The following is a 24,554-nucleotide window of genomic DNA, read 5'->3' as shown; positions in this document are numbered from 1 at the left end:
CTCCATCCACTTCTAGAGACTTCCGATCCTAGAAGCGGTAGCGGGCGCCGAGGAGGAAGCGCCGATCCAGTTCTTGGGCGAACCACAGCTGGTTCGGATCACGCCCGTAGGTCCGCAGGCTTTCCTTGGTGAGGTTGAGACCTTCCAGGGAGACCGCCAGCTTGGGGGTGACGTCGTAGCTGATGTTGAAGTCCAGCTGGCCGAACGGGGCGACGTAGACCGGGTTACGCGAGCCGCCGCGGTTGGTGGCTTGCAGGAACTTGTCGCGCCAGTTGTACGCGACCCGCGCCGAGATCCCGTTCTTGTCGTAGATCAGGGTGGCGTTGGCCGTGTCCGACAGGCCCAGCAGAGCGAACTGGTCCTCCGCCGGGTTGGAGCCGTTGTTGAACCCGACGTCGCCGCGCACCATCGTATAGGCCCCCGCGACACCGAAGCCGGTGTCGCCGAAGAAGTGCTGGGCCGCGATTTCGAAGCCGTGGATCTTGCCGGTCTTGTTGTTGATCGGCTGGGCCACCTGGAAGTTGAACAGCGGGTCGGTGCTGTTGGCCGAGATGTCGACGGCCGCCAGGATGGAGTCCACGAACGCTTGGTTCAGGTCGCCGCCAGCGCCGCGATTGGCCTGGAATTGAGCCTGAGCCGCCGCCGACGAACCCGTGGTCTGCAGCAGCGCCGTCATCGTGAACAGGTTCACGTCGGTCTGATCGGCGCCGATCGCCGTCAGGATCGACTTGGCCGTACCCGAACGGGTGCCCGCCGCGCCGGAGCTGGGGTCACGCAGACCGAACAGGTTCTGCATCACCGTGCCGGTGCCCACGAAGTTGTTCACGCGCTTCTCGAAGAAGCCGGCCGTGATGAAGCTGCTGGGCTTGTAGTACCACTCGAGCGAGACGTCGAAGTTGTCCGAGATCAGCGGTTCCAGGTCGGGGTTGCCGCTGGTGCCGAGCGGGATGGCCCCGTTGGCGATCGGACGGTTCGGCGCGCCGGCCGTTTGGGCGGCGAACAGGTTGCCGTAGTCCGGACGGGCGATCGTCCGGCTGAACGAGAAGCGGCCGACCAGGTCGTCACGGATCTCGACCTGGAAGTCCAAGGCCGGCAGCAGGCTGCTGTATTTGCCCTTGCCCGAGATCGGCGAGTAGGTGCTGGCCGTGTCGAGACGGAAGTCGTTGTCGGCGGTCCAGACGATGCCGCTGGGCGTGCGCACCAGCGACGTCGACGTCACTTTGGTCTCTTCATAGCGGACGCCGGTGACCAGGGTCGCCTCATGGCCAGCCAGTTGGGACTTCCACGTCACCTGGGCGTAGCCGGCCAGGATGTCTTCGTCGACGCGGTTGTTGGCTTGGCCCGTGACCCCGACGGGGTTGCCCTTGGCGACGTAAGGCGCCGACATGGCGTTGAAGAGATCGATCGCGTTGGCGCGGAACGACACCAGGCCGGCCCCGCTCTGCTTGAGCTCAAGCTCGTCGAACTGGCAAGCCAGGCAGAAGGCTTTCACCAGGCTGCCAGCGTACTGCTGCACGTCACGCGGGCTGGAGATACCCCAGCTGCCCAGGTCCTGCTGCGTGTTCAGGGTGGACTGGACCATTTTCGAGGTGCGGTAATCGACACCGAAGTCGAAGCGACTGCCGTTGTCGTCCAGGTCCCAGGTCGCGTCGGCCCGGAATTCCTTGATCTCGTGCTGTTGGCGCTGGGCCGAGGTGCGGGCCACCTGGCTGCCCAGGTCGCCGACATCCAGCACGCCGTTGCCGTTGCCGCGCGGGGCGGCGTCGTTGATCGTGATCGTCTGAACCGGAACCTTGCCGCTGTAGTCGACCGAGTGGGACGACACGATCGGCGCGCCGATCGACACCGAGGTCGAGGTCGTGCCGTTCGGCGAGTTCGGCTTGGAGTCGGCCTTGGAGATATGGCCGTCCACATTGACGTGGAAACGTTCCGACAGGTCCCAAGCCGCGTTCAAGCCAAAGGACTTCAGCGTGTCTTCGTTGCTGCGGTACTGCTGCTCGAAGCCCATGTCCTTGGTGCCGCTGAGCGTTTCCGACAGCAGGACGGCGGTGGCCACGACGGGGTTGTTGTCGAACGTGACCTTGTCGAACGGACGGTTGAACCAGTTGGTGCTGTCGTTGCGGCGTTCGAACGACTTGTTCTGCGCATAGAGGGCGTCAGCCGTGATCGTCAGGTTTTCGACCGGGCGGAATTGCGCGGTCAGCTGGCCGTTGATCCGCTCACGCTCGCCTTGCGAGAAGTGATAGCGGCTGTCGTTGGGGATCGCGACCAGGGTCGAGCCGCTGGACGGCGCGTTGGTGATCTGGGTCGCGCCGCCGTTGCGGACGAAGCCGTTGGCCGGATTGATGAAGTCGGCGTAGGTGCGGATGTTCCAGTCGTTCGACGTGACGCTGCGGCTGGTGAAGTCGCGCTTCTGATAGCTGCCGAACAGGGTGACGCCGAACTTTTCGCTGTCGTCCAGCCAGTTCAGCAGGCCCGAGACTTCCGGCGTGATCTTGTGGCCGAAGTCGTCGACCTTCTTGTCCATGCTGGTGTCGTAGACGCCCTTGACGCCGATGCTGCCGCTGAGGCCGCTCTCACGAGCGTCCAGCGGATGGCGGGTCTTGACGTTGATCGTCGCGCCGATGCCGCCCGACGGAATGCCCGCGCGGCCGGTCTTGTAGACCTCCAGCGTGGTCACGCCTTCCGAGGCGAGGTTGGAGAAGTCGAACGAGCGGCTGGTGCCCGCCGCGAAATCGACCGCCTGGTCGCCACCGACCGTGGCGACATTGGCGGTCGGCATGGTGCGGCCGTTCAGGGTCACCAGGTTGAAGCCGCCGCCGAAGCCGCGGACCGTGACCTGCGAGCCTTCGCCGTTGGTCCGGTCGATCGACACGCCGGTGATCCGCTGCAGGGATTCGGCGAGGTTGGTGTCCGGGAACTTGCCGATGTCTTCGGCGGAGATGGCGTCGACGACGCCGCTGTTGTTGCGCTTGATCGCGATCGATCGCTCGAGCGAAGCGCGGATGCCGGTGACGACGATCTCGTCGACGGCGTTATCTTGAGTCTGCTGGGCCAGCACTGGGCTGGCGAACATGGCCGCCGTGATGGCGACGCAAGAGGCAGACGCGTGCAAACGACGAAGTCGCTTCATAGCCGTTCCCCCTAATTTAGCCCCCTGTGGGGCGCTGTTTTTGTTACGAGCCGGAAGCATTTCCCGACCGCTCTTCCCGCTCCCGCACCTGGCGAACAACCAATGCACGAGAGATGAGTTAGCGGTAACATCGGTCACTGACCGCCGCAATGACAAATTGACAGCGCTAGCAATCTTTTTTCAAGGCCTTTTTTGGCCTATTTTTATGATAAATGGGCGCTGATTTTGCCGCGTACCGCACTGCCGCAAAGGCGCCGCATTCCCTCGATCGCGCCGAGGTTGCGTTATATTTCGCGAAGGAAACCGGTGTCCACACGTCGCAGCGTGCGCGTGCGGCCGGCTTATCGCCGAATGCCGCCTCTCATGCGTGCATGGAAATTCGCCGAAGAGTGCGGCGCGTCAGCCGAGAATAAGTTCGACGCCGGCGCTCTTCAGCCCTTCGGCGGTCGCCGTCACCCTCGCCCGCCCCGACTCACCGCGTCGCGTGCGGACGATCGCCTGGGCTAGGCCATTGAACACTTTCCGCTGGCGGGCGACGTCCGGCTCGTGGCTGGTCGGGTCGCCATTGCCGACGCCGATCACCTCGACGTCGCCTGAGAGCTCGAAGCGCACCAGATGGTCGGCGCGCGGAACCGGACGACCCTTGGCGTCCAGCACCTCGACCTTGAGGATCGCCACGTCCTGGCCATCGGCGTCCAGCCGCGCGCGGTCGGCGGTGAGGCGCAGGGCGGCGGCCGGGCCGGCGGTCTCGCGACGCACGCGCAGCACGACCTTGCCGCCCTTGTAGCCATGCGCCTCGAGCACACCCGGCGCATAGGGCACGGACCATTCGACGTGATGGTTCGGCTTCACGTCGCGAACGCCCTGGCTCTTGCCGTTCAGGAAGAGCTCGACCTTGTCGCAGTTGCCATGCGCCCAGACCGCGATCGGCTGGCCCTCGCGGCCTTCCCAATTCCAATGCGGCAGCAGGTGCAGCAGCGGCTCGGCCCGCCACCAGGCGCGGTAGTAGAAGTAGTTGTCCTTCGGGAAGCCGCAGGTATCCAGCGCCCCGAAGTGCGAACTGATGCTGGGCCAGCGGTTGAAGGGCGTCGGCTCGCCGCGATAGTCGAAGCCGGTCCAGATGAAGCCGCCCGCCAGCCACGGCCTCTCGGCCGCGTGGCTCCACCACTTCTCGGCCGTCGTCGCCCACCAGGGATGCTCGGTGTCGTAGGCGGGCACGTACGACTTGGCGTCGTCGCGGGCGTACTCGCCCCGCGTGGCCACGGTGCTGGCGCTCTCGGTGCCGATGATCGGCACGTTCGGGAAGCGGGCGTGGAATTCGTCCATCTTCTCGTGACGGTAGTTGAAGCCCTGGACGTCGATGACCGGGCTGATCCCCTCGCCGAAGCCGTTGTCCATGGCGGCGGTGACCAGGCGGGTGTCGTCCAGCCGATTGACCAGCCGCTTCATCGCGCGCGCCACCTGGGCGCCGCGGGCCGTGCCCTGCTGCGGCTCCTCGTTGCCGATCGACCACAGGATCACCGACGGGTGATTGCGGTCGCGGCGGACCAGGCGCTCCAGCTCGTCCATCGACGTCGGGTCGCTGGACATCCGGCGGGTCTCGTCGATGACCAGCATCCCTAGGCGGTCGCAGGCGTCGAGCAGCTCCGGGGTCGGCGGATTGTGCGAGGCGCGATAGGCGTTGCAGCCCATCGACTTCAGCTGCTCCAGCCGCCAGACCTGCAAGGCGTCCGGGATCGCCGCGCCGACGCCGGCGTGGTCCTGGTGGTTGCAGGTCCCCTTCAGCTTGACGGGCCTGTCGTTGAGGAAGAAGCCGTTGGCCGGATCGAAGCGGATCGACCGCACGCCGAAACGGGTGACGAACCGGTCGACCACCGCCACGCCGACCTTGGTCTCGGTAACCAGCGCGTAGAGGTGCGGGTTCTCCAGCGACCACGGAATGGGATTGGCCAGAGTCACTGTCTGCGACAGGCTCTGGCGCTCCCAGGCCGGGATCTTGCCGGCGGCGGGCGCGACGGCCAAGGCCGGCTTGCCGGCGGCGTCCAGCACCACGTGCGAGACCTCGAAGGTCTGCGCCGCGTCGGATTCGTTGACCAGGTCGGTGTCGATCCGCAGCGTCCCGTCGAGCTTGGCGCGCACGAAGACGCCCCATCGTGGCACGTGGACCGGCGCGGTCTTGACCAGCCAGACGTGGCGATAAAGCCCTGCCCCTTCGTAGAACCAGCCCTCGCCCAGGCTGGCGTCGACGCGCACGGTCAGAAAGTTGTCGCCGCCCAGCTTGGCGATGTCGGTGATATCGACGCGGAACGGGCTGTAGCCGCTGTCCTCGCGCTCGAGGATGTAACCGTTGACCATCACCAGGGCGTCGCGGAACGCGCCGTCGAACTCGATCGACAGCCGCTTGCCCGCGTCGGCGGCCGGCAGGGCGAAGGTCCTGCGGTACCAGCCGACGCTGGTCTCCGGGAACTCGCGGCCCAGGGGCTTGTAGCCGTGAGCGGCGCGCAAATCCTCGTCGTCGGGCTTGCCCGAGGGTTTGTAGTCGGGATTGGGGACGAACGGCAGTTCGACGGCCCAGTCGTGCGGCAGGGTCACCAGCTTCCAGGCGCTATCGTCGAAGTCCTTCTGCGCGGCGGCGGCGACCTGCCACGACGGGCTGCTGGCGCCGGCCTTGGCGTAGGTGCGCTGGTTGGCGCCGAAGCCGAAATCCTTGACCGGATCGGATGCGTGGCCCAGGGCGAAGCGCCAGTCGAAGTCCAACGAGGTCCGCTCGCGCGGCGCGAGGTCAGCCTGGGCGGCTTGGGCGCTCGCGCCCGAAGCCCGCGTCAGCAGCGCCGCGCCCGCGGTGGCGGCCAGGGCCTGGCGCCGGTTGATCTCGACCATCGGGAAGGGGCCTCGGGATAGGAACAAGCGCGCGTCGCCTTCCGCGACTATCATTTGTCGTACAATTATTGCAAGTCGCGGTCAGGTCTCGGCCTGCCGCGCCTGGGCCACGTCGGCCAACACAGCGTACAGGGCAGCCACGTCCAGAGGCTTGCGCAGAACGCCGTCGGCCCCGTCCTCATGGTAGCGAGCGACGTCGTCCGGGGAGACATTGGCGGTCAGCATCCAGATCGGGATTCGCGCGCCGGCCGGCTCGGCCGCGCGGATCGCCCGCACCGCCTCGCGCCCGCCCAGCACCGGCATGTTCACATCCATCAGGATCAGGTCGAAGGCGGTCGCGCGCCAGAGGTCCAGCGCCCGCGCCCCGTCCTCGGCGAAGGTCAGCGACACCGGGACGCTTTCCAGCGCCAGGGCCAGGACCCGGCGGTTGGCGGCGTTGTCCTCCGCCGCCAGCACGCGGATCTGGTCGCGCGCCGCCTCTTCGCGCTGGGCCGGCGGCGGGAGCGGGCGATGGATCCGCGCCGCGAAGGCGAACCAGAACACCGCTCCGCTCCGCCCCGCCGGCGCGGTCGCCGAGTCGACGCCGATCTCGCCGCCCATCAGGGCCAGGTTCTGGGCGCAGATCCTCAAGGCCAGGCCGGTGCCGCCCTGGATCCGACCGCGTTCGGTCTGGTCCCAGGCCTCGAACACCTTGTACCGCTCGTCGGGCGGGATCGGAGGGCCCGTGTCGGCCACCTCGATCAGGATCCGCAGCACCTCGTCCTCGACGACCCCGGCCAGCCGCAGCTTGACCTTGCCGCCTTCGGAGACGGCGCCCAGGGCGCTGGAGACCAGGTTGACCAGGGTCTGCTCGACCCTGACCAGGTCGGTCCTCACCAGGAACGACACGGTCGGATCGGCCTCTTCCAGGGTCAAGTCGACGCCGATCGCGCGGGCGTGGCCGCTCCAGACCCGGATCACCGAGCGCGCCAGGGCCCGCAGGTCGACCGGCGACAGCTCCAGGCGCGCATCCCGCGTATCGGCCTGGGCCAGGTCCAGGATCCCGCCCAGCAGGCGCGCCAGCTGCTCGCCGCCCTCGACCACGCCGTCCGCCAGCTCGGCCTGGCGCGGTGACAACGGCTCGCCCTTCAGGGCCCGGGCGAAGCCCAGGACGGCGTTCAACGGCGTGCGGATCTCGTGACTGGCCACGGCCAGCAGATCGCTCTTCACGCGGTTGGCCGTGCGGGTCTCGTGCACAGCCTGGGTCAGAGCGACATTGTTGCGGGTCAGGTCGCGCATGGCGGCGGCCAAGGCCCGGTCCGTCACCTGCTGGCGCCCGGTGACCACCAGCACCGCCGCCACGAACAGCGCCATGGCCAGGGTGTAGTGATGAGCCTTGAGCGGATCGCTCCAGTCGATCGCGATCCAGATCAGGGTCAGGGCCGGTGGGACCACCCCGACCACGTAGCTTACCCGGGTCAGATGCGCCCGCAGCGCCACGAACAGCAGGACGCAGATCGCCAGCAGCGCCGCCTCGACCTGCATCTGCGGATGGTCGTAGAGCCGGATCTGCACCGCCATCCAGCAGGCGTTCGACACCAGCAGGAACATCAGAACGTCGGACTGCAGAGCGAGCCGCCGGTGCGCCTTGACGGGATCCGGGTCGCGCAACGCCAGCTCGGTGGCGAGGAACAGGGCGAAGTAGAGTCCGAGTTCCAAAACGCCCAGCGCGGCGATCCGCCAGGGTGTGAACTTCAGCAGCAACAGAACGAAGCAGGCGACGAGTCCCAGGCGCGACAAGGCCACGCCACGCGAATAGCGCACCAGCCCGTCGAGCTGGGTGACGTCCGTCGGCCTCTTCAACATTCGGGTCCCGCCGAGCCCTAGTTTCGTAAGGGAAGCCTGCCGTCCCATAGGGCTGCGATTCGCGCCGCAACGATCGCCTTAAACGCGAGTATTCGGTCGGATTGTCGACGGAAGGCTCAGCCGGGCAGGACTACGCTCAGCGCCAGCACGCCCAACAATCCCACCACGCCGACCAGACTCTCCATCACCGTCCATGACAGGAAGGTGCCCTTCAGGCTGAGGCCGAAATACTCCTTGAACATCCAGAAGCCGGGGTCGTTGACGTGGGAGAACATCAGGCTGCCCGCCCCAACGGCCAGCACCATCAGGTTCGGGTCGACGTGCGAGGCGGCCACCACCGGCTGCAGCAGGCCGGCCGCCGTCAGGCCGGCGATCGTGGCCGACCCCAAGGCCACGCGGATGACCATGGCGATCAGCCAGCCCAGCACCAGCGGATGCAGCGGCACGGAGCGCAGCCAGCCGCCCAGCTCGTTACTGATCCCGCTGTCGACGAACACCTGCTTCAGCGCTCCGGCCCCGGCCAGGATCAGCAGGATGCCGGCCACGTCCTTCAACGCGTCGCCATAGCGGCCCATCTGGCCGGTGAACGGCAGGCCGCGCAGCACGCCCAGGCTGAAGGTGGCGTAGACCAGCGACAGGGTCAGCACCACGACCGGCTGGCCGACGAAGGTGACGATGGTCTTGGTCTCGGACGGCGCCTTCATCGCGAAGACCAGGGCGGTGGTCGCGGCGATCATCACCACCGGCAGCAGAGCGGTGGTGAAGCTGTTCAGCGCGCCGGGCGTCGCCGCCTCGGCGGTCTCGACGACGACGAATGTGGCTTCCGCGCCCGGTTCGGCCTGGGGCACGGCGTTCAGGCGGTTGAGGACCAGGATCAGCAGCGGCCCGCCGATCATCAGCGCCACGACGCTGACGACCAGGCCGTAGCCCAGGGTCAGGCCGGTGTCGGCCCCGAACAGGGTGATCAGCGCCACGGGCGACGGATGCGGCGGCAGGAAGCCGTGGGCCACCGACAGGCCGCACAGCAACGGCAGGCCGACATAGACCGGCGACAGGTCGGCGCGCTTGGCGATGGTCAGGATCAGCGGGACCATGACCACGAAGCCGACGCTGTAGAACAGCGGGATGCCGACGATCAGGCCGGTCAGGGCCATGGCCAGCAGGATGAAGCGCAGGCCGACCGCGCCGATCAAGGTCCGGGCGATGCTCTGGGCCGCGCCGCTGTCGGCGATCGCCCGACCGAACATCGCGCCCAGGCAGATGATGGCGGTCAGGCCGCCCAGCATGTCGCCGACGCCCTTCTCCATCGACTTGGCCACGTGGTCCAGCGGCATGCCGAAGCAGAAGGCGGCGGCCAGGGCCGTCAGCAGGAAGGCGACGAAGGGCGGGACCTTGCCCCAGCCGATCAGCACGACCAGCAGGGCGATCAGCGCGAAGGCCGTGAACACCATCGGGGAAGGCCACCCTTGAACGCGCGGGAAGCTCCGCGACCGGAGGAGTTAAAGAGCGATTCCCCGGCGTCGTGGTGTTCGGCCACGACGCCGGGGAATCAAACCCCTCGCGGCGGGGAGGCCGTCGGAGGGGCTCGGATCGGCCGCTTCACCGGGGAGGTGATGTCGCGGCCTGATCGGGGCGCGCCGGGGGAAGGACGCGCCCGAGAGGTTGGACCCTAGAACCTCAGGCGCACGCCGGCGCGGTACATCCGGCCGATGACGTCATAGAGGAACGGGTTCACGCCAGGGCTGACATTGGTCGTCGGCGAGGCGACCGGATCCTTGTCGAACAGGTTGTCGATCTTGAAGTAGGCGGTCGTGTTGGCGGTGACCTCGTACGAGCCGCCGACGTCGACATAGGTCGCGCCCTTCATCTGGTTGTTGTCGATGGTGTGGTGAGCCACCGTCGAGACCGGGCAGCCGGTCCGGCACTCGATGAACTCGTTGCTGTAGACGCCGTCGCTGATCCAGCGCTCGTAGACCGATAGGCTGAGCTTGTCCTTGGTCCAGGTCTGGCTGAACGTGGCCTTCCAGTCGGGCGTGTTGCCGACGTTGACGCCCGCGCTCTGCACCGGGATGGTGCCCAGAACGCCCGACTTGGTCAGGAAGCTGATGGTGTGCGTGGCCAGGGCCCGCAGCTGCACCTGGCCTGGCAGGCCCCAGTCCTCGAGGTTCTTGCGATAGACCGCCTCGACGTCGAAGCCCTTGTTGCGCAGCGAGGCGACGTTGAAGGCCTGGACGCGGACGAAGTTGGTGTTCGGCGTGGTGCTGGTCAGCAGCATGGCCGAGCAGATCTCCTGGTTGCCCGCGACGCAGAGGTCGACCAGGTCCTGGGCGGCCAGGGTGCTGATGGCGCCCTTCACCTTGATGTCGAAATAGTCGACCGACAGGCTGAAGCCCGGCAGGAACTTCGGCTCGGCCAGCACGACGCCGACCTCGGTGTTGCGCGCCGTTTCCGGACGCAGGTTGGCGTTGCCGATCGTCTGCAGCAGGACGTTCGTCGCCGCGCCCCGATAGAGGACGGTGGCGTTGGTCACGACCGGCGGCGCGAACAGCTCCGAAAGGTTCGGAGCGCGGATGTCGCGCGAGGTCACGGCGCGGAAGCGCAGGCCCTCGATCGGGGTCTTCCAGGCGCCGCCCAGCTTCCAGGCGGTGACGTTGCCCGAGGTGCTGTACTTGGTCTGGCGGACCGCGCCGTTGATATTGGCCTCGCCCAAAGCGTCCGACTTCAGGATCGGCACGTTGGCTTCGAGATAGCCTTCGACCACGTGATAGTAGCCGTGGCCGCTGTGGTAGTTGCCGGCGTACCAGTTGTTGCCGGTCGTGCGGACCAGCGGGTCGGCCGGATACTCGGCGTTGTACTGGGCGGTGGCCGTCAGGCCGTCGCCGTACGGGTCGGTGATCGTGCGGTAGTCCTCTTCACGCCACTCGACGCCGGTGGCGATGGCCACCGGGCCGGCCCAGGTCGAGAAGGGCTCGCCGGTGACGTTGAAGCTGGCGACGGACTCGATCTGCTTGGAGCGTTGGAACGGACCATTGGCCGGCAGGACATAGGCCAGGGCGGCCGGGTCCAGGGTGACTTGGCCGATGACGTTCAGCGGCACGCAGCCGTTGGCGCGGGCGACCGGGTCGCGGCAGATCGCGATGCCGTTCGGGCCGGCGATGGCGTCGATCGCAGCGTTGTAGCGCGAGGTGACCGAAATGTTGTCGACGTCCAGCTTGATGCGGTTCGTGCCGAACGCGTAGTAGGCGTCGTACTTCCAGTCCGTGCCAAACAGGTTGTGGCTACCGCTCGCGCCCAGAACGAAGCGGGCCTGTTCGCGCTTGATGTTGACGGCGATCGGGCCGAAGCCGCCGTTGCTGGTGCCGAAGGCGAAGCTGGTGATGCCGGCGGTGGCGCACGAGGCCTTGATCGCGGCGGGAACGAACGGGTTCTCGCACTGGATGGTCAGGCCCGTCTTCTCCTCCCCCGTGTTGGGCTGGTTCAGCGAATAGGCGTCGGCCAGGTTGGCCGTGAAATAGACCTCGTCGTTCTCGGTGGCCTTGAGGCTGACGCGGCCGTAGGCGACCTTGCGCTTCAGGCGCGCGGCCAGGGTCGGCGAGGCGCCGATGATGCCCGACAGGTCGCCGCCCACGCAGAACGGGCTGAAGCAGTTGGTCACCGCGCCCGCGCCCGTGGCGACGCCGTTCGAGCCGTATTGGAACTGACGCGGCGCGCCGTTGGCCCCGAAGGCGACGCCTTGCAGCGGGCCGTTCGTGATCAGGCCGTACTTGGCGTACTGGATCTGCTGGGCGCCCTGGATGACGCGGTACTGCGGCAGGCCGTCGGTGGTCGCGCCGAGCGGGCGCACCTGGATGGCGGGCGAGTTGAACCAGTCGCGGCCGCCGGCCTGGTTCAGGCCGAAGTCGCCGGCCAGGACGCCCGCCTCGCGGTTGTACTCGACGCTGCCGATCACGCGCAGGCGGCCGTCGAAGAACGACTTGCCGCCGGCGAACTGGGCCACGACCGTGTCGTTGTCGTGGTACTTGCTCTCGCCGCCTTCGAGCCGGGCCTTGAAGCCTTCGAAGGTCTTGTCGGTCACGAAGTTGATCACGCCGCCGACCGCGTCCGAACCGTACGAGGCCGAGGCCCCGCCGGTCACCACGTCGACGCGCTTGATCAGCAGTTGCGGGAACTGGCTGACGTCGGTGACGCCGGTGATGTTGGCCGGGGTGACGCGCTGGCCGTCCAGCAGGGTCAGGGTGCGGATGGCGCCGAGGCCCCGCAGACTGAACGCGCTCAGGCCCTGGGCGCCCGAGCTGGTGCCGTTGGCCGCCACCGTCTTGCCCGTACTGCCTTGCAGGGCCGGCATCTGGGTGATGGCCTGGAAGATGTTGGGCTGCGAGGCCTTCTCCAGGTCCTCGGCCGTGACCGTCGTGGTCGGCGTCGGCTGGGTAAAGCCGCGCGAGTTGATGCGCGAACCGGTGACGACCACTTCGGTGATGGTCGTCCCCTCGTCGGCCGCCGGCGCGGCGGCCTGCTGTGCGTTGGCCATCGCCCCCCAGGACAACAGCGCCAGAGCCGAGGCCGAACCGGCATAGATACGGCGATTTATCTTGAACAAAATTCCTGCCCCCGTGCTGAGAAGACTATCCCCTGGCCCCCGGCTGGGAGCACCGACCGCATGCATTAGTTTCTTTTTTATTTCAGCGCTGGCGCACTGTTCTTAAGTTCACTTACATGTATGGACGCAGCATCGGTGCGTACTGTAACTACGCCTCACTGATCTGCTTCTGACGCCCTATTCGGAACACAACGAGGATAGGCACGGCGTTCGGAGAACGTCAATCATAAAACATTCATTTATGTAGCGTTCCTAAAGACATCGCTTGGTTAAACGTCACGATCGATAAAATTTTCCATATTTTTCAATGTGACAGCACGGCGCCCGGAAATACGGCGCCGGTACGCATGATGGGCTTTACCCCTCATCCACAGGTTATCGGTTCCAACGGATTGAGCTATCAACTCCCAATGTTTCTCAGCAATTTCCCCCAGGTAGCAGTTTCCTTGAGGGCAACCGCAAATGTCCGACACCCTCTCGACCTGACGAAGGGCCCGATGTAGTCACCCTATCAAACATGATCGCGAAACCGCCGGGAGGACCTCCGACATGATGGCTTCAAGCCCCTCACGCGCCGTGTTTCTGGCCCTGGCGGCCGCCACGTGCCTCGCCTCACCGGCCCTCGCGGCCACGGCGCCGGCGCTCGCGCCCTGGCCGGCGGAGATCGCGCCCCAGGCCGGCGACTTCCAACTGACCGCCAAGACCCGCATCCACGTCCCGGCCGGTGACGCCGAAGCCAAGGCGGTGGCGCTGCAGCTGCGCGACATGCTGGTCCGCGCGGGAAAACCCCGGCTGGCGGTCGTCCAAGGCGGCCCGATCTCGGCCGGCGCGATCGTGCTGAAGCGTTCGGCCAGCACGGGCGAGGCCTATGCCCTGAAGGTCACGCCGTCTGGCGTCGAGATCGCCGCCGGCGACCGCAGGGGCCTGTTCTATGGCGCGGTCACCGTCTGGCAGCTGGCGACTAACGGCCCCGCCCTGCCCGCCATGACCATCAAGGACGCGCCACGCTACGCCTGGCGCGGCTTCATGCTGGACAGCGCCCGCCACTTCCAGAGCGTCGACGAGGTCAAGCGCCTGATCGACGCCATGGCCGCCTACAAGCTGAACGTCCTGCACTGGCACCTGAACGACGACCAGGGCTGGCGGCTGGAGATCAAGGCCTATCCGAAGCTGACCAAGGTTGGGGCCTGGCGCGCGCCCAAGGGGGCCGACGCCTATCGCCCCGCGCCCGCCAAGTACGAACCCTACGGCGGCTTCTACACCCAGGCGCAGGCCCGCGAGATCGTCGCCTATGCCGCCGCCCGCAACATCATGGTCGTGCCGGAGATCGAACTGCCCGGCCACGCCACGGCGGCGATCACCGCCTATCCGGAACTGGGCGTCACCGGCGAGGTCCCGACATCCGGCATGTCGGACTGGGGGGTGTTCGCCAACCTCTACAACATCGACGACACGACCTTCGCCTTCCTGGAGACCGTGCTGGACGAGGTCGTCGCCCTGTTCCCCGGCCCCTACCTGCACATCGGCGGCGACGAGGCGATCAAGAACCAGTGGCAGGCCAGCCCCAAAATCCAGGCCCAGATGAAGGCGCTGGGGATCGAGAACGAGGACAAGCTCCAGAGTTGGTTCATCAACCGCATCGCCGCTCACCTGGCCAAGAAGGGCCGGCGCATCATCGGCTGGGACGAGATCCTCGAGGGCGGCGCCGATCAGAGCTCGATCGTCATGGCCTGGCGCGGCGTCGACCGCGCCGCCGAGGCCGCCCGCCTGGGTCACGACACCATCCTGACCGCGCATCCTCAGTTCTACATGGATAGCCGCCAGAGCCTGTCAGCGAATGAGCCGCCAGGCCGCAGCGAGATCTCGACGCTGAAGAGCCTCTACACGTTCGATGCCCGCACCGAAGGCCTTTCCGAGGAGCAAGCCCGTCACGTGATCGGCGTGCAGGCCAACAGCTTCACCGAGCACCAGCGCACCGCCAGACGCGTTGAGGCCATGGCCTTCCCGCGCCTGACGGCCGTGGCCGAGCTGGGCTGGACGGCGCCGGAGCGCCGCGACTGGACCCGTTTCAGCAACGGATTGCCGGTGATCCTTGGCCAGCTGAAGGCGCTGGACGTGGTTCATGACGATGTGCCGTTCGAGCCCGAGGCGACGCTGTCCAAGCAGGACGGCAAAATCGACGTCGCCCTCGCCTCCCCGCTGGGCTTGGGCGAGATCCGCTACGCCACCGGCGGCAAGATCCCGACCACCGCCTCGCCCCTGTACGCCGCGCCGCCGACCCTGACGGACGGGACGAGACTGAAGGCTCGAACCTACCTGAACGGCCAGCCGCTGGGCGCCGTGCGCGATATCGACGTCTCGACGCGAGCCCTGAACACCCGGGTCAGCAGCCAGCTGAAATTCTGCGGCGAGACCGTGCCGCTGCGGCTCGAGGCGGACTTCCCGCGCGAGGGACAGCGGCCGGTGTTCATGATCGGCATCTACCGGCCCTGCTGGGTCTGGGAAGGCGCGGACCTGGCTAAGGGCGCGACCCTGACCGCGCGGATCGGCCAGGCCCCGTTCAACTTCCAGCTGGCCGGTGGGCGACGGATCGTCAAGTTCGACACGCCGAAGACCAGCCCCTATGGCGAGCTCGTCGTACGCAAGCGCGAGACGGATGGCGCGCTGTGCGAGGGCCAGACCCTGGCGGTGATCCCGATCGACGCGACGGCGGCGGCGAAGGCCGGGCTGTCGGAAGTGACGGCGCGGATCCCGCCGACCGAGGGCGTGAAGGACGTGTGCCTGACGTTCAATCGGCCGAAGCAGGAGATGTTGTGGGCGCTGGATTCGGTGACGCTGGAGGCCGACCGCTAAAACGGTCCAAGCCCCCTTCTCGTGTCATCCCGGGCGAAGCGCAGCGTAGAGCCGGGACCGCCACAAGCGCCGCGTTTCCGGCGGTCCCGGATCGGCGCGCTGCGCGCTTGTCCGGGATGACAGCTTTTGCGGCCTAATCCCCGATCGGCTGCCGCGGCGCGATGCCGTGCAGCCACGCCACGCTGCCGCGCGCCCGGCGCAGCATCAAATGAGCCCGCTCGCCCATCGTCACGGCCACGGCATAGGCCAGGCGGTCGATGACGAACAGCTGGGCGAAGCGCATCGGATTGGGCTGAAACTCCTCGATCCCCGAGGCCGCCAGGCCCACATGCAGGCAGATGTCAGCGTCGCGGCCCAGCGGCGACTCGGCGTCGGTGATCGCGATGCACGAGGCCTTGTAGTACTTGGCCAGCTCCATGCTCTCCTGCAGTTCGCGCGGCCGCCCCGTCGAGGACAGGAAGATCGCCACGTCGCCCTCGGACAGGATCGCCGCCGACATGCGCTGGGCGTAGCCGTCGGTGAACACCATGGCCGGCACGTCCAGGCGGAACAGGCGGTTGTGGATCTCGGTGGCCAGGGCCGCCGAACTGCCGCCAATGCCGTAGATCACCACCCGTCCGGCCCGGGCGATGGCGGCGGCGGCGGCCAGCAGGTCGTCCTCGACCAGGGTGTCGCGGGTGCGGTTCAGGGCCTCGATGATGGTGTCGAAGACCCGGTCGCCGACCTCGCCGTCGCCGGTCGCCGGATCGCGGACCGCCTGGACTTCGCGGACGGGCCGCGCGGCACGCTCGCGCTGGTCGGTCATCGCCTGGGCCAGGGCCAGTTCCTGGATCAGCCGGAACTTCAGGTCTTTGAAGCCTTCGCACCCGACGGTCCGGCAAAAGCGCAGCACGGTCGGCTCGCTGAGGCCAAGGTCGGCGGCTACCGAGCGGACACTGGAGCGGACGAATTCGTTGGGCGATTTCAGGATCAGCTTGGCGATCTTCAAGTCCGATCGAGTCATCGACTCCATCATGCCCTTCAGGCGCGGAAGGATGTCGCCGCCGTCGATCTGCGCGCCAGGCTGGCTCATCCCGTAGTTCCCTCTCGCAAGCGCCCTGATCCCCGACGCGGCAAGGCTTATCTTCGGCCGGTTTCCCGTCGCGCCGCAACAGATAGTGACAACGATGTCGCCTCGCAATCGCGTTTGACGACTCGAATGATAGCCGAAATGAAAGTTTCACTACATTTTCGTTGACACCACTACATCACCGGTGGCCTTTTCGGCCTCAATAGCGCTGTAGGAGGTCATCTTGTCGATTGAACGCATCGGGGCCGCGGCCACCGGAATGGGCGGCCAGGCCCTGCCCTTTTGCCAGGCCACGATCGCCAACGGCTTCGTGTTCGTGTCAGGCCAGGTGGCGATGGACGAGAACGGTTTCGTGGTCGAGGGCGGCGTCGTTCCGCAGACCCACAAGACCATCCAGAACCTGATCGCCATCCTGGAAAAGGCCGGCTGCACCCTGAAGGACGTCGTGAAGGCGAATGTCTGGCTGGATGACGCCCGCGACTTCCACGCTTTCAACCGCGTCTACGCCAGCTATTTCGGCGACGCCATGCCGGCTCGCGCCTGCGTGCAGTCGCCTCTGATGATCGACGCCAAGGTCGAGATCGAGGTCATCGCCCTGAAGCCGCAAGCCTAGACCGGAGACCGCGCGTGCGCCTCGGCGACATCGACGATCTGGAACTGGCGCCAGGGACCAAGGCGATCCCGCTGGACGGCTCGGTCCGGACGGTGGGCGACCTGGCCACCGCCGGCCTGAACCTGCTGGCCGGCGACCTGCCGATGCCCGCAGCGGTGCTCAAGCGCTCGGCGCTGGCGAACAACCTGGCGGTCATGCAGGCCTATGTCGACCGGGCCGGCGCCAAGCTGGCCCCGCACGCCAAGACCACGATGTGCCCGCAGCTGCTGGTCCGTCAGCTGGACGCCGGCGCCTGGGGCCTGACGGTCGCGACCATGACCCAGCTGAAGCTGTGCCACGACCTGAGCGCGCCACGCCTGATTCTGGCCAATCAGCTGGTCGGCCGGGCCGAGATCGAGGCCCTGGCGCGCCTGACCGCCGCCGCGCCCGACCGCCCTTGCTACGTCCTGATCGACAGCGCCGCCGGCGCCATGGCGATCTCGGACATCTTTGCCCGCTTCCCCGCCGCGCCGCCCGCCCGTCTGCTGATCGAGCTGGGCATGGCGAACGGCCGCTGTGGCGTGCGCTCGATCGACGAAGGCCTGACCCTGGCCCGCCGGGTCCGCGACCTGCCGCGCGTCGACCTTTACGGCGTCGAGGGCTATGAGGGCCTGATCTTCAGCGACCGCGCCGTTCGCGACGCCACCGAGGTCGACGCCTATCTCGGCGGCGTGCTCGGCTTCCACGAAGCGCTGCGCGCCGAGGGCCTGTTCGCCGATCCGGACCAGGTGATCCTGACCGCCGGCGGCTCGGCCTATTACGACCTCGTCGCCCACGCCCTGGCGGGCCGCGCACCCGGTGTGGTCCCGGTGCTGCGCAGCGGCTGCTACGTCACCCATGACAGCGGCTTCTATCGCGAGCTGCTGGCCCGCATGGACGACCGCAGCGTCGTCGGCGAGCCACCCCGCCTGAAGCCGGCGCTCGAGGTCTGGACGCGGGTGATCTCGCGCCCGCAGCCAGACCTGGCCATCGTGATGATGGGCAAGCGCGACGTGTCGTTCGACATCCACCTGCCCATGGCCCGCCGCTGGTTCCGCGAGGGCTTGCACACAGCGCCCCAGGCGGCGCCCGACGTCACGGTCGAGAAGCTGGCCGATCAGCACGGCTTCCTGTCCGTTCCGCCGGAGGCAGACCTGGCGGTCGGCGACCTGCTGGGCTTCGAGATCTCCCATCCCTGCACGACCTTCGACAAGTGGTCGCTGCTGCTTGAGGTCGACGACAACTACGCCGTTCTGGGCGGCCTCAAGACGTTCTTCTGACGCGCATCATGGCCAAAGACATCCTCTCCGCCGACCTCGTCCTGAAGGGCGGCCGCATCATCGACGGCGGCGACGGCCCAGCCTTCGCGGCCGACGTGGCGATCGCCGGCGACACCATCGTCGCCGTCGGCCAGGCGCTGGACGTCCCGAGCGCCCGCGTCGTCGACGTCACTGGCCTAATCGTGGCCCCCGGCTTCATCGACGTGCACACCCACGATGATCTGATCTGCATCACCCAGCCCGACATGGTCCCGAAGATCAGCCAGGGCGTGACCACGGTGGTGGCCGGCAATTGCGGGATCTCCGCGCCGCTGCTGCGCTTCGACGACGCCGTCGCCGAGCCGTTCAACCTGCTGGGGGCGCGCGAGGACTTCGCCTACGACACCTTCGCCGACTACCGCCGGGCGGTCGAGGCGGCCGCGCCCCGGGTCAATGTCGCGGCCCTGGTCGGCCACTCGGCCCTGCGCGTGCTCTGTCTGGAGGACCTGGACCGCCCGGCCACCGCCGCCGAGCGCGCGCGCATGGACGCCCTGCTCCAGGATGCTTTGGACGAAGGCGCCCTGGGCCTCAGCTCGGGCGTGTTCTACGCCCCGGCCTGGGCCGCCGACGTCGCGGAGCTGCAAGGCCTGGCTGCGACGGTGGCGGCGGCCGGCGGCGTCTACACCGCCCACATCCGCGATGAACGCGAAGGCATCATCGAAGCGCTGCATGAGGCCTTCGCGGTGGCCCAAGGGCGAATGGAGGCCAGCGCCGACACCGGTCCGGCGTCGCTGATCCTGTCGCACCACAAGTGCGCGGGCCTTCGCAACTGGGGCCGCGCGGCCGAGACCCTGGGCCTGATCGACCAAGCCCGCCAGCGCCAGCCGGTCCATCTGGACTGCTATCCCTACACGGCCGGCTCGACGATCATCCGCCCCGACCTGGCCGACGGCGAGGTCGAGATCCTGATCAACTGGTCCGAACCGCATCCCGAGCTGGGCGGTCAGACTCTGAAGTCGATCGCCGAGGATTGGGGCCTCACCCAGGCCGAGGCGGCCGAGCGCCTGCAGCCGGGCGGGGCCAGCTATTTCCAGATGGCCGAGAGCGACATGCAGGCCATTCTCAGCCACGCCTGCTGCATGGTCGGGTCCGACGGCCTGCCGCACGACACCCTGCCCCACCCGCGCTTGTGGGGGGCCTTCCCTCGCGTGCTGGGCCACTATGCCCGCGATCTGGGACTGCTGAGCCTAGAGGCCGCCGTGCGCAAGATGACCGGCCTGGCCGCCGAGACCTTCGGCCTGAAGGACCGGGGCCGGATCGCTGTGGGCATGAAGGCCGACATCACCGTCTTCGACGCCGAGACCATCCTGGACCGCGCCACTTACGAGGCTCCGACCCAAACGGCGGCGGGGATCGCGCATGTGTTCGTCAACGGCGTCCTGGCCTGGACCGAGGGCGGTCCGACGGCCGAGCGGTCCGGCCGCTTCCTGCGTCGCGCCACATAAAAAATGGGCGCTGTCCGAAGACAGCGCCCAGGGGGAGCGGGGGATCGCGAGGATTGATCAGCCGCCGAACTTGTACCGAAGGCTCAGGCCGTAGATCCGGCCGTTCATGAAGGACTGGCGCAGGATGTCGGTGTCGTAGCCGGCGCCCGGCTCGCCGACGTAGCGGGTCGGGGCCTTGTTGGTCAGGTTCGACGCTGTGATCGATAGCGACAGGTCCTTGCGCAGATTGACGTTCACCGAGGCGTCCAGCAGGCCGTAGCCCTTCAGATAGCGGCCATCGATCGGATTGGCCGAGACCCCGAACAGCACGTAGTCGGAGCGGTAGGTGTAGACCACGCGGGCCGAGATCAGCTTGTTCTCGTAGAGGCCGGCCAGGCTCCAGTTCTTGTCCGACTGGAACGGCTGGCGCACCTTGACCTTCGCGCCCGCCAGCAACAGCGGCAGCTCGGTCTTCACCCAGGTGTACGACCCCTGGACGCCGAAATTGTGCAGGAAGCCCGGCACGAAGTCGTAGTCGAAGAAGGTCTGGCCCGCGACTTCGACACCCTTGGCGTAGCCAGGATCGGCGTTGACCGACTGGGTGATCCGGTATTGGCCGGTCGCGCAATTGTTCGGCGTCGCCCCGGTATAGGCCGGCGCCGTGGCCACCGTCTGACAGCTCTCGACGCCAAGGGCGAAGCCGTTGATGTCCTTGTAGAAGGCGGCCACCGACGCATAGGCCGACTTGCTGAAGTACTTTTCCAGCGACAGGTCGTAGCTCTTGGCGCGCAGCGGGGCCAGGTTGGGGTTGCCCTGCGAGCCGGTGCCGTTGGTGATGTTGACCGAGACCGTCGGGTTGATGTCGCCGACGCTAGGACGGGTCAGGCCCTTGCCGAAGCCGAAGCGCAGCAGCAGGTCGTCCTGGAGATAGCCGGTGACGTTCAGGGTCGGCAGGACGTCGGTGTAGCTGTTGCTCTTGCTGTTGGGCACGATCACCGGCGTGGCGCTGGTGGTGTCGGTGATCATCGCCTGGGCGTTCAACTCGGTGCGCACGACGCGGACGCCGGCGTTGCCGCGGATGCGGTCGTTCAGGAACGCGAAGTCGACAACCCCATAGCCGGCGTAGGTCTGCTCGACAGCCTTGCGGCGCGACAGCAGCACTTCAGGAATCGAGTCCTCCGCCGGGATGCCGGCCAGCGGGAAGCGGTTGCGGACGTTGTCGCCCAGCAGCGAGTCCGGGTTGAAGGTCAGGTAGCCGCCGGAATAGCCGCCCTCGCCATCGAGCCAGTTGGTGTGCGAGCCGGCGACCAGGTCCTGGACGCTGCTGGCCAGGATGCCGTTCGACTGGTTGGCGGTCAGCGCCAGGCCGTCCGTCGTCAGATTCTTGCCGCTATAGGAATAGTTGTAGAAGCGCGACTTCTTCCGGTAGTAGCGAGCGCCGAACTTCACGGCCTCGATGAAGCTGTCGTGGACCCGCAGCTTGCCGTCGAACTGGGCGGCGTAGCCGACGTCGTCATAGATGTTCTCGGTGCCGTTGGCGTAGTTCTGGAGAACCCAGTTGGCCGGGTTCGACAGCGACGGACCGCTGATCGACACCTGCTGCGGCAAGCCGACCGTCCGGGTGGTGTTCCAGGTCAACCCGGCGCGCGGCTGCATGGCGACCGAGCGGTTGTCCTGCTCCTGGTCGGCCTTCACGTACGAGAGGTCGGCCCGCAGATCCAGGTCGTCGGTCGGCGACCACTTGGCCCCGCCGGCCAGGATGTAGGTCTCGTACAGGCGATGCTCGTCGCCGCCGGTCGAGGAGAAGCTGGATCCCAGGAACGTGCCGCTCGCGAACCGCTGGCCGGCCAGGGAGACGTCCTCGCCGCCGTTGCGATTGCGCTGAGTCAGGCCCTCGGTGGTGTTGAAGGCCGAGGTCTGAAGGCCCTGGACGTAGCGGCTGTCGGCGCCGTTCAGGAACCGATAGCCCTGGTGATAGAGATACGAGTTGTAGTTGCCGTCGACATAGAACTCGAGGCCGGGACGCGGCTTCCACTGGAAGGCGCCCGACACGCCCTTGCGGGTGCGCTGGATGTCTTCCTCGTTCACGTTGATCTGCACGCCGGCCATGTTGACCAGGCCCGAGCGCTGGGCGGCGGTCAGGGCCAGAGGATCGGGCACGTCGGCCAGGAAGGCGACATCGCCGCGGCCGGCATAGGCCTGGTTGTAGGCGGCGTTGCCGATGAACTCGGCGCTGTCGGCGCGAACCGCGCGGCGCAGATTGGCGCCGCCGGGGCCCGGGGCGTTGTCCGAGCGGTTCCAGCTCTTCTGGTAGTTGGCGGCCAGCAGCAGGCCCATCTCGCCGTCGCCGACGCTCCAGCGGTGCGACAGCAGGGCGAAGTATTCGGGCTGCCATTGCTTGACCATGTCGTTGTAGCGGCCCGAGATCGCGGCGCTGCCCGAGAAGTCCGGCATGTCCAGCGGCTTGCGGGTGCGGATGTCGATCAGGCCGCCGATGCCGCCCTCGATGTGCTCGGCCGAGGGGTTCTTGTAGACGTCCAAGCCTGCGACCATGCCCGGGATGGCGCCTTCGATGTTGAACTCGCTGCCGCCGGCGGTGAAGTACGAACGGCCATCGACCTGCGAGGCGGTCTGGCCCGAAAGGCCGCGAATGGTGAGGCCCGAGCCGACGCCGACCGGCGAAGCGCCCTCACCGCCGTAGCGGTAGCCCTGAACGCCCGGGATCCGCGTCAGCGTCTCGGCGACGTTCGGATCGGGCAGCTTACCGATGTCCTCGGCGCGGATGGAGTCGACCACCTCCATGGTGTTCTTCTTCATCTGCACGGCCGATTGCAGGCTCTGGCGGATGCCGGTGACGACCACCTCCTGGACGGCGGTGTCGCTGGCCGGCGCGGTTTGGGCCTGAGCGGCGCCGGCAGCCAGCAGGGCCACGGCCGAAGCCGTCAGCAAGAGGCGGCGGTGTTGGTGTTGCGTCTTCATGGTGTCCCCTCCCGAGGACCCGCGCTGGACTCTGTGGCCGGCGTCGAGTTCCCCGATGCGTTTTCGCCTGTCGGCGGATGTTTGTCCGAACTCATGGGGCGCGACGCGCCCGGTTTCACTCCCTGGCGGCCTTGGACGCGTCGTGCGCCGGGGCCGTTCTGATGTCTTCGGCTCTATGGCCGCGGTTATTGATATCGTTATCAAGAGAGCATTGGCAAGACCATTAGTCAGACAAATGGTCGCATATGATATCGATATCACACATTTGTGAGAACTGGCTCGTCCCGAGGTCGAGCTACTTGAACCGGACACCCTCCACGTTCAGGCCGATCTCTATCGCGTCATGATCCTTGGCGGTCAGCTTGCGGCCGGCGATCACCACATTCTCGAACGTGATATCGCGCACCGGACGGTCGGGCGCGAGACCCGCGATCGTCGACGGGCTGGCCCAGCCGGCGCCCGAATAGGTGATGTCGCGGAAGTGGATCCCCTCGACCAGAAGCCCGGGGCTGGTGTTGTACTTGCCGTTGTAGACGGTGCGCAGGTTGAACAGCTTGCCTTCCTGGATGTGCTCGACGCGCACGCGGTTGAAGGCGACGTTCCGCACCGTATTGGTGTCGCCCGCGCTGATCGCCATTACGCCTTGGTATTCGGGATCGTCCTCGTCCAGGCCCAGCACGTCGATGTCGTCGAAGGCGATGTCCTCCAGCGTGTTCGGCGCCTTGCTGTCGCCGTGCAGGCCGATGAAGATCGCGTGGGCGACGTCGGGCCAGAACACCGAATGGCTCACACGCACGTGGCGCGTGTCGCCGATCCCGTCCTTGCGCGTGGCGTAGATCGCGATGCTGTCGTCCGACGTCCGCACGAAGGCGCGCTCGACCGCGAAGTCCTGGCAGGCGAACACGTTGATGCCGTCGGACCATTGGCCGTTGCTGAGGGTCTTGATGTCCTTGAACGCCACCYGACGCGACGACGAGCAGGCGATCGTGCCGTGCACGGGCGTCAGGAAGGTCAGGCCCTCGACCGTCACGTTCCGCGAGTCCTGGACCGTCAACTGGTCGGCCGGGCGGACGACGATGCCGTGGCCGATGATGCGGACGTTCTCGACCTTCTCCGGCTTGAACGTGCCCTGCAGCAGCGCGCCGCCGGCGACATAGATCGTCTGGCCCGATTTAACCGGGAAGAAGGCTCCGCCCTCGGGCGGCGCGTGGATGCCCGGCTCGAAGACGACGACGTCCGGCCCCGGCGCGGGCCGAGGGATCAGCGCGCCGGCGAAGATGTGCAGGTTGTGCAGCCGGTCGCCGTCGAACTCGACGGACAGGTTCTGAGGCTTGTCGATCGTGAAGACGACGCGGCCGTTCTCGATCCTGGGCTTGATGGCGTTGGCGACGGGCCGCACCTCGACGCGCCGGAAGTCGCCGTTGTTCTTCTCGATCCCGATCTCGACCGTTCCGCCCGCGAAATCGAACTGCACCATCGAGACGTCGCTGGGGCCGTCCTGGTCGACCTTGGCGGTGTACTCGTAGAGGTCCCGCCACGGCCCTCCGGGCCGGCGGACACGCACCGTGAAGTCGTCATTGTGCAGGGCGTAGAGCAGCTTCGGAGGCGGCGCGGCATAGGTGTAGAGCCCCGCCTCCGAGGTCTCCTGCGACCAGGCCTCGGACGCAGGGGCCAGCAGCGCCAAGGCGGCGCCCATGAGGGCGGCGGATCGGATCATGACGGTCTCCCTTCGGACGGCGCTGCCCAGCTTGTTCTTGTATCGCCTCGCCCCCGCCGGCCCCCCCCCGACACGCCGCGCCCGCGGTCGAAAAGGCGGGGCGTCGG

12 protein-coding genes are annotated in these 24,554 nt (G+C 67.2%); 4 read left to right on the top strand and 8 right to left on the bottom strand.

Annotated elements, in window-relative coordinates; genetic code table 11:
- Positions 1–28 precede the first annotated feature (28 nt).
- From AC1DSO_RS05925 to AC1DSO_RS05905, 5 genes are all read right to left on the bottom strand, one after another.
- Complete coding sequence (locus AC1DSO_RS05925; RefSeq protein WP_477067968.1) at positions 29–3,193, bottom strand: TonB-dependent receptor; 3,165 nt, start codon at positions 3,191–3,193, stop codon at positions 29–31.
- A gap of 339 nt (positions 3,194–3,532) precedes the next feature.
- Entirely contained in the window at positions 3,533–6,013 is a 2,481-nt protein-coding gene (galA, locus tag AC1DSO_RS05920; RefSeq protein WP_477067993.1) for a beta-galactosidase GalA, read from the bottom strand.
- A gap of 81 nt (positions 6,014–6,094) precedes the next feature.
- Positions 6,095–7,858, bottom strand: coding sequence for a response regulator (locus tag AC1DSO_RS05915; protein ID WP_477067967.1), 1,764 nt, complete (start codon positions 7,856–7,858; stop codon positions 6,095–6,097).
- Between the two features lie 116 nt (positions 7,859–7,974).
- Entirely contained in the window at positions 7,975–9,309 is a 1,335-nt protein-coding gene (locus AC1DSO_RS05910) for a GntP family permease (RefSeq protein ID WP_477067966.1), read from the bottom strand.
- A 218-nt stretch (positions 9,310–9,527) separates the two neighbouring features.
- On the bottom strand, positions 9,528–12,455 hold the full coding sequence (locus tag AC1DSO_RS05905) for a TonB-dependent receptor domain-containing protein (RefSeq protein ID WP_477067965.1): 2,928 nt from the start codon (positions 12,453–12,455) through the stop codon (positions 9,528–9,530).
- A gap of 549 nt (positions 12,456–13,004) precedes the next feature.
- Between AC1DSO_RS05905 and AC1DSO_RS05900 the strand changes: the two genes are divergently transcribed.
- The gene (locus AC1DSO_RS05900) at positions 13,005–15,308 is read left to right on the top strand and encodes a beta-N-acetylhexosaminidase (protein ID WP_477067964.1); all 2,304 of its coding nucleotides are present in this window, start codon (positions 13,005–13,007) and stop codon (positions 15,306–15,308) included.
- A gap of 133 nt (positions 15,309–15,441) precedes the next feature.
- On the opposite strand, the gene AC1DSO_RS05895 is transcribed toward AC1DSO_RS05900, so the two are convergent.
- Positions 15,442–16,380: a MurR/RpiR family transcriptional regulator gene (locus AC1DSO_RS05895; RefSeq protein ID WP_477067963.1), complete on the bottom strand. Its 939-nt coding sequence runs from the start codon at positions 16,378–16,380 to the stop codon at positions 15,442–15,444.
- Between the two features lie 220 nt (positions 16,381–16,600).
- Between AC1DSO_RS05895 and AC1DSO_RS05890 the strand changes: the two genes are divergently transcribed.
- The 3 genes from AC1DSO_RS05890 to AC1DSO_RS05880 are packed head-to-tail and all read left to right on the top strand — an operon-like array spanning position 16,601 to position 19,772.
- Complete coding sequence (locus AC1DSO_RS05890) at positions 16,601–16,990, top strand: RidA family protein (protein ID WP_477067962.1); 390 nt, start codon at positions 16,601–16,603, stop codon at positions 16,988–16,990.
- Between the two features lie 14 nt (positions 16,991–17,004).
- A complete protein-coding gene (locus AC1DSO_RS05885) occupies positions 17,005–18,288 on the top strand; it encodes a type III PLP-dependent enzyme domain-containing protein (protein ID WP_477067961.1) in 1,284 nt (427 codons plus the stop codon).
- 8 nt (positions 18,289–18,296) lie between these two features.
- Positions 18,297–19,772, top strand: coding sequence for an N-acyl-D-amino-acid deacylase family protein (locus tag AC1DSO_RS05880; protein ID WP_477067960.1), 1,476 nt, complete (start codon positions 18,297–18,299; stop codon positions 19,770–19,772).
- A 57-nt stretch (positions 19,773–19,829) separates the two neighbouring features.
- Here AC1DSO_RS05880 and AC1DSO_RS05875 read toward each other — a convergent pair whose 3' ends face one another.
- Both AC1DSO_RS05875 and AC1DSO_RS05870 read right to left on the bottom strand, forming a co-directional pair.
- Positions 19,830–22,730: a TonB-dependent receptor gene (locus AC1DSO_RS05875; protein WP_477067959.1), complete on the bottom strand. Its 2,901-nt coding sequence runs from the start codon at positions 22,728–22,730 to the stop codon at positions 19,830–19,832.
- A 295-nt stretch (positions 22,731–23,025) separates the two neighbouring features.
- Positions 23,026–24,447, bottom strand: coding sequence for a glycosyl hydrolase family 28 protein (locus AC1DSO_RS05870; RefSeq protein WP_477067958.1), 1,422 nt, complete (start codon positions 24,445–24,447; stop codon positions 23,026–23,028).
- Positions 24,448–24,554 lie beyond the last annotated feature (107 nt).

The organism is Caulobacter sp. P4_E5 (genome assembly GCF_056401555.1).
Note: the sequence above shows the minus strand (reverse complement) of the source record. Positions and strands in the feature narration are given on the sequence as shown.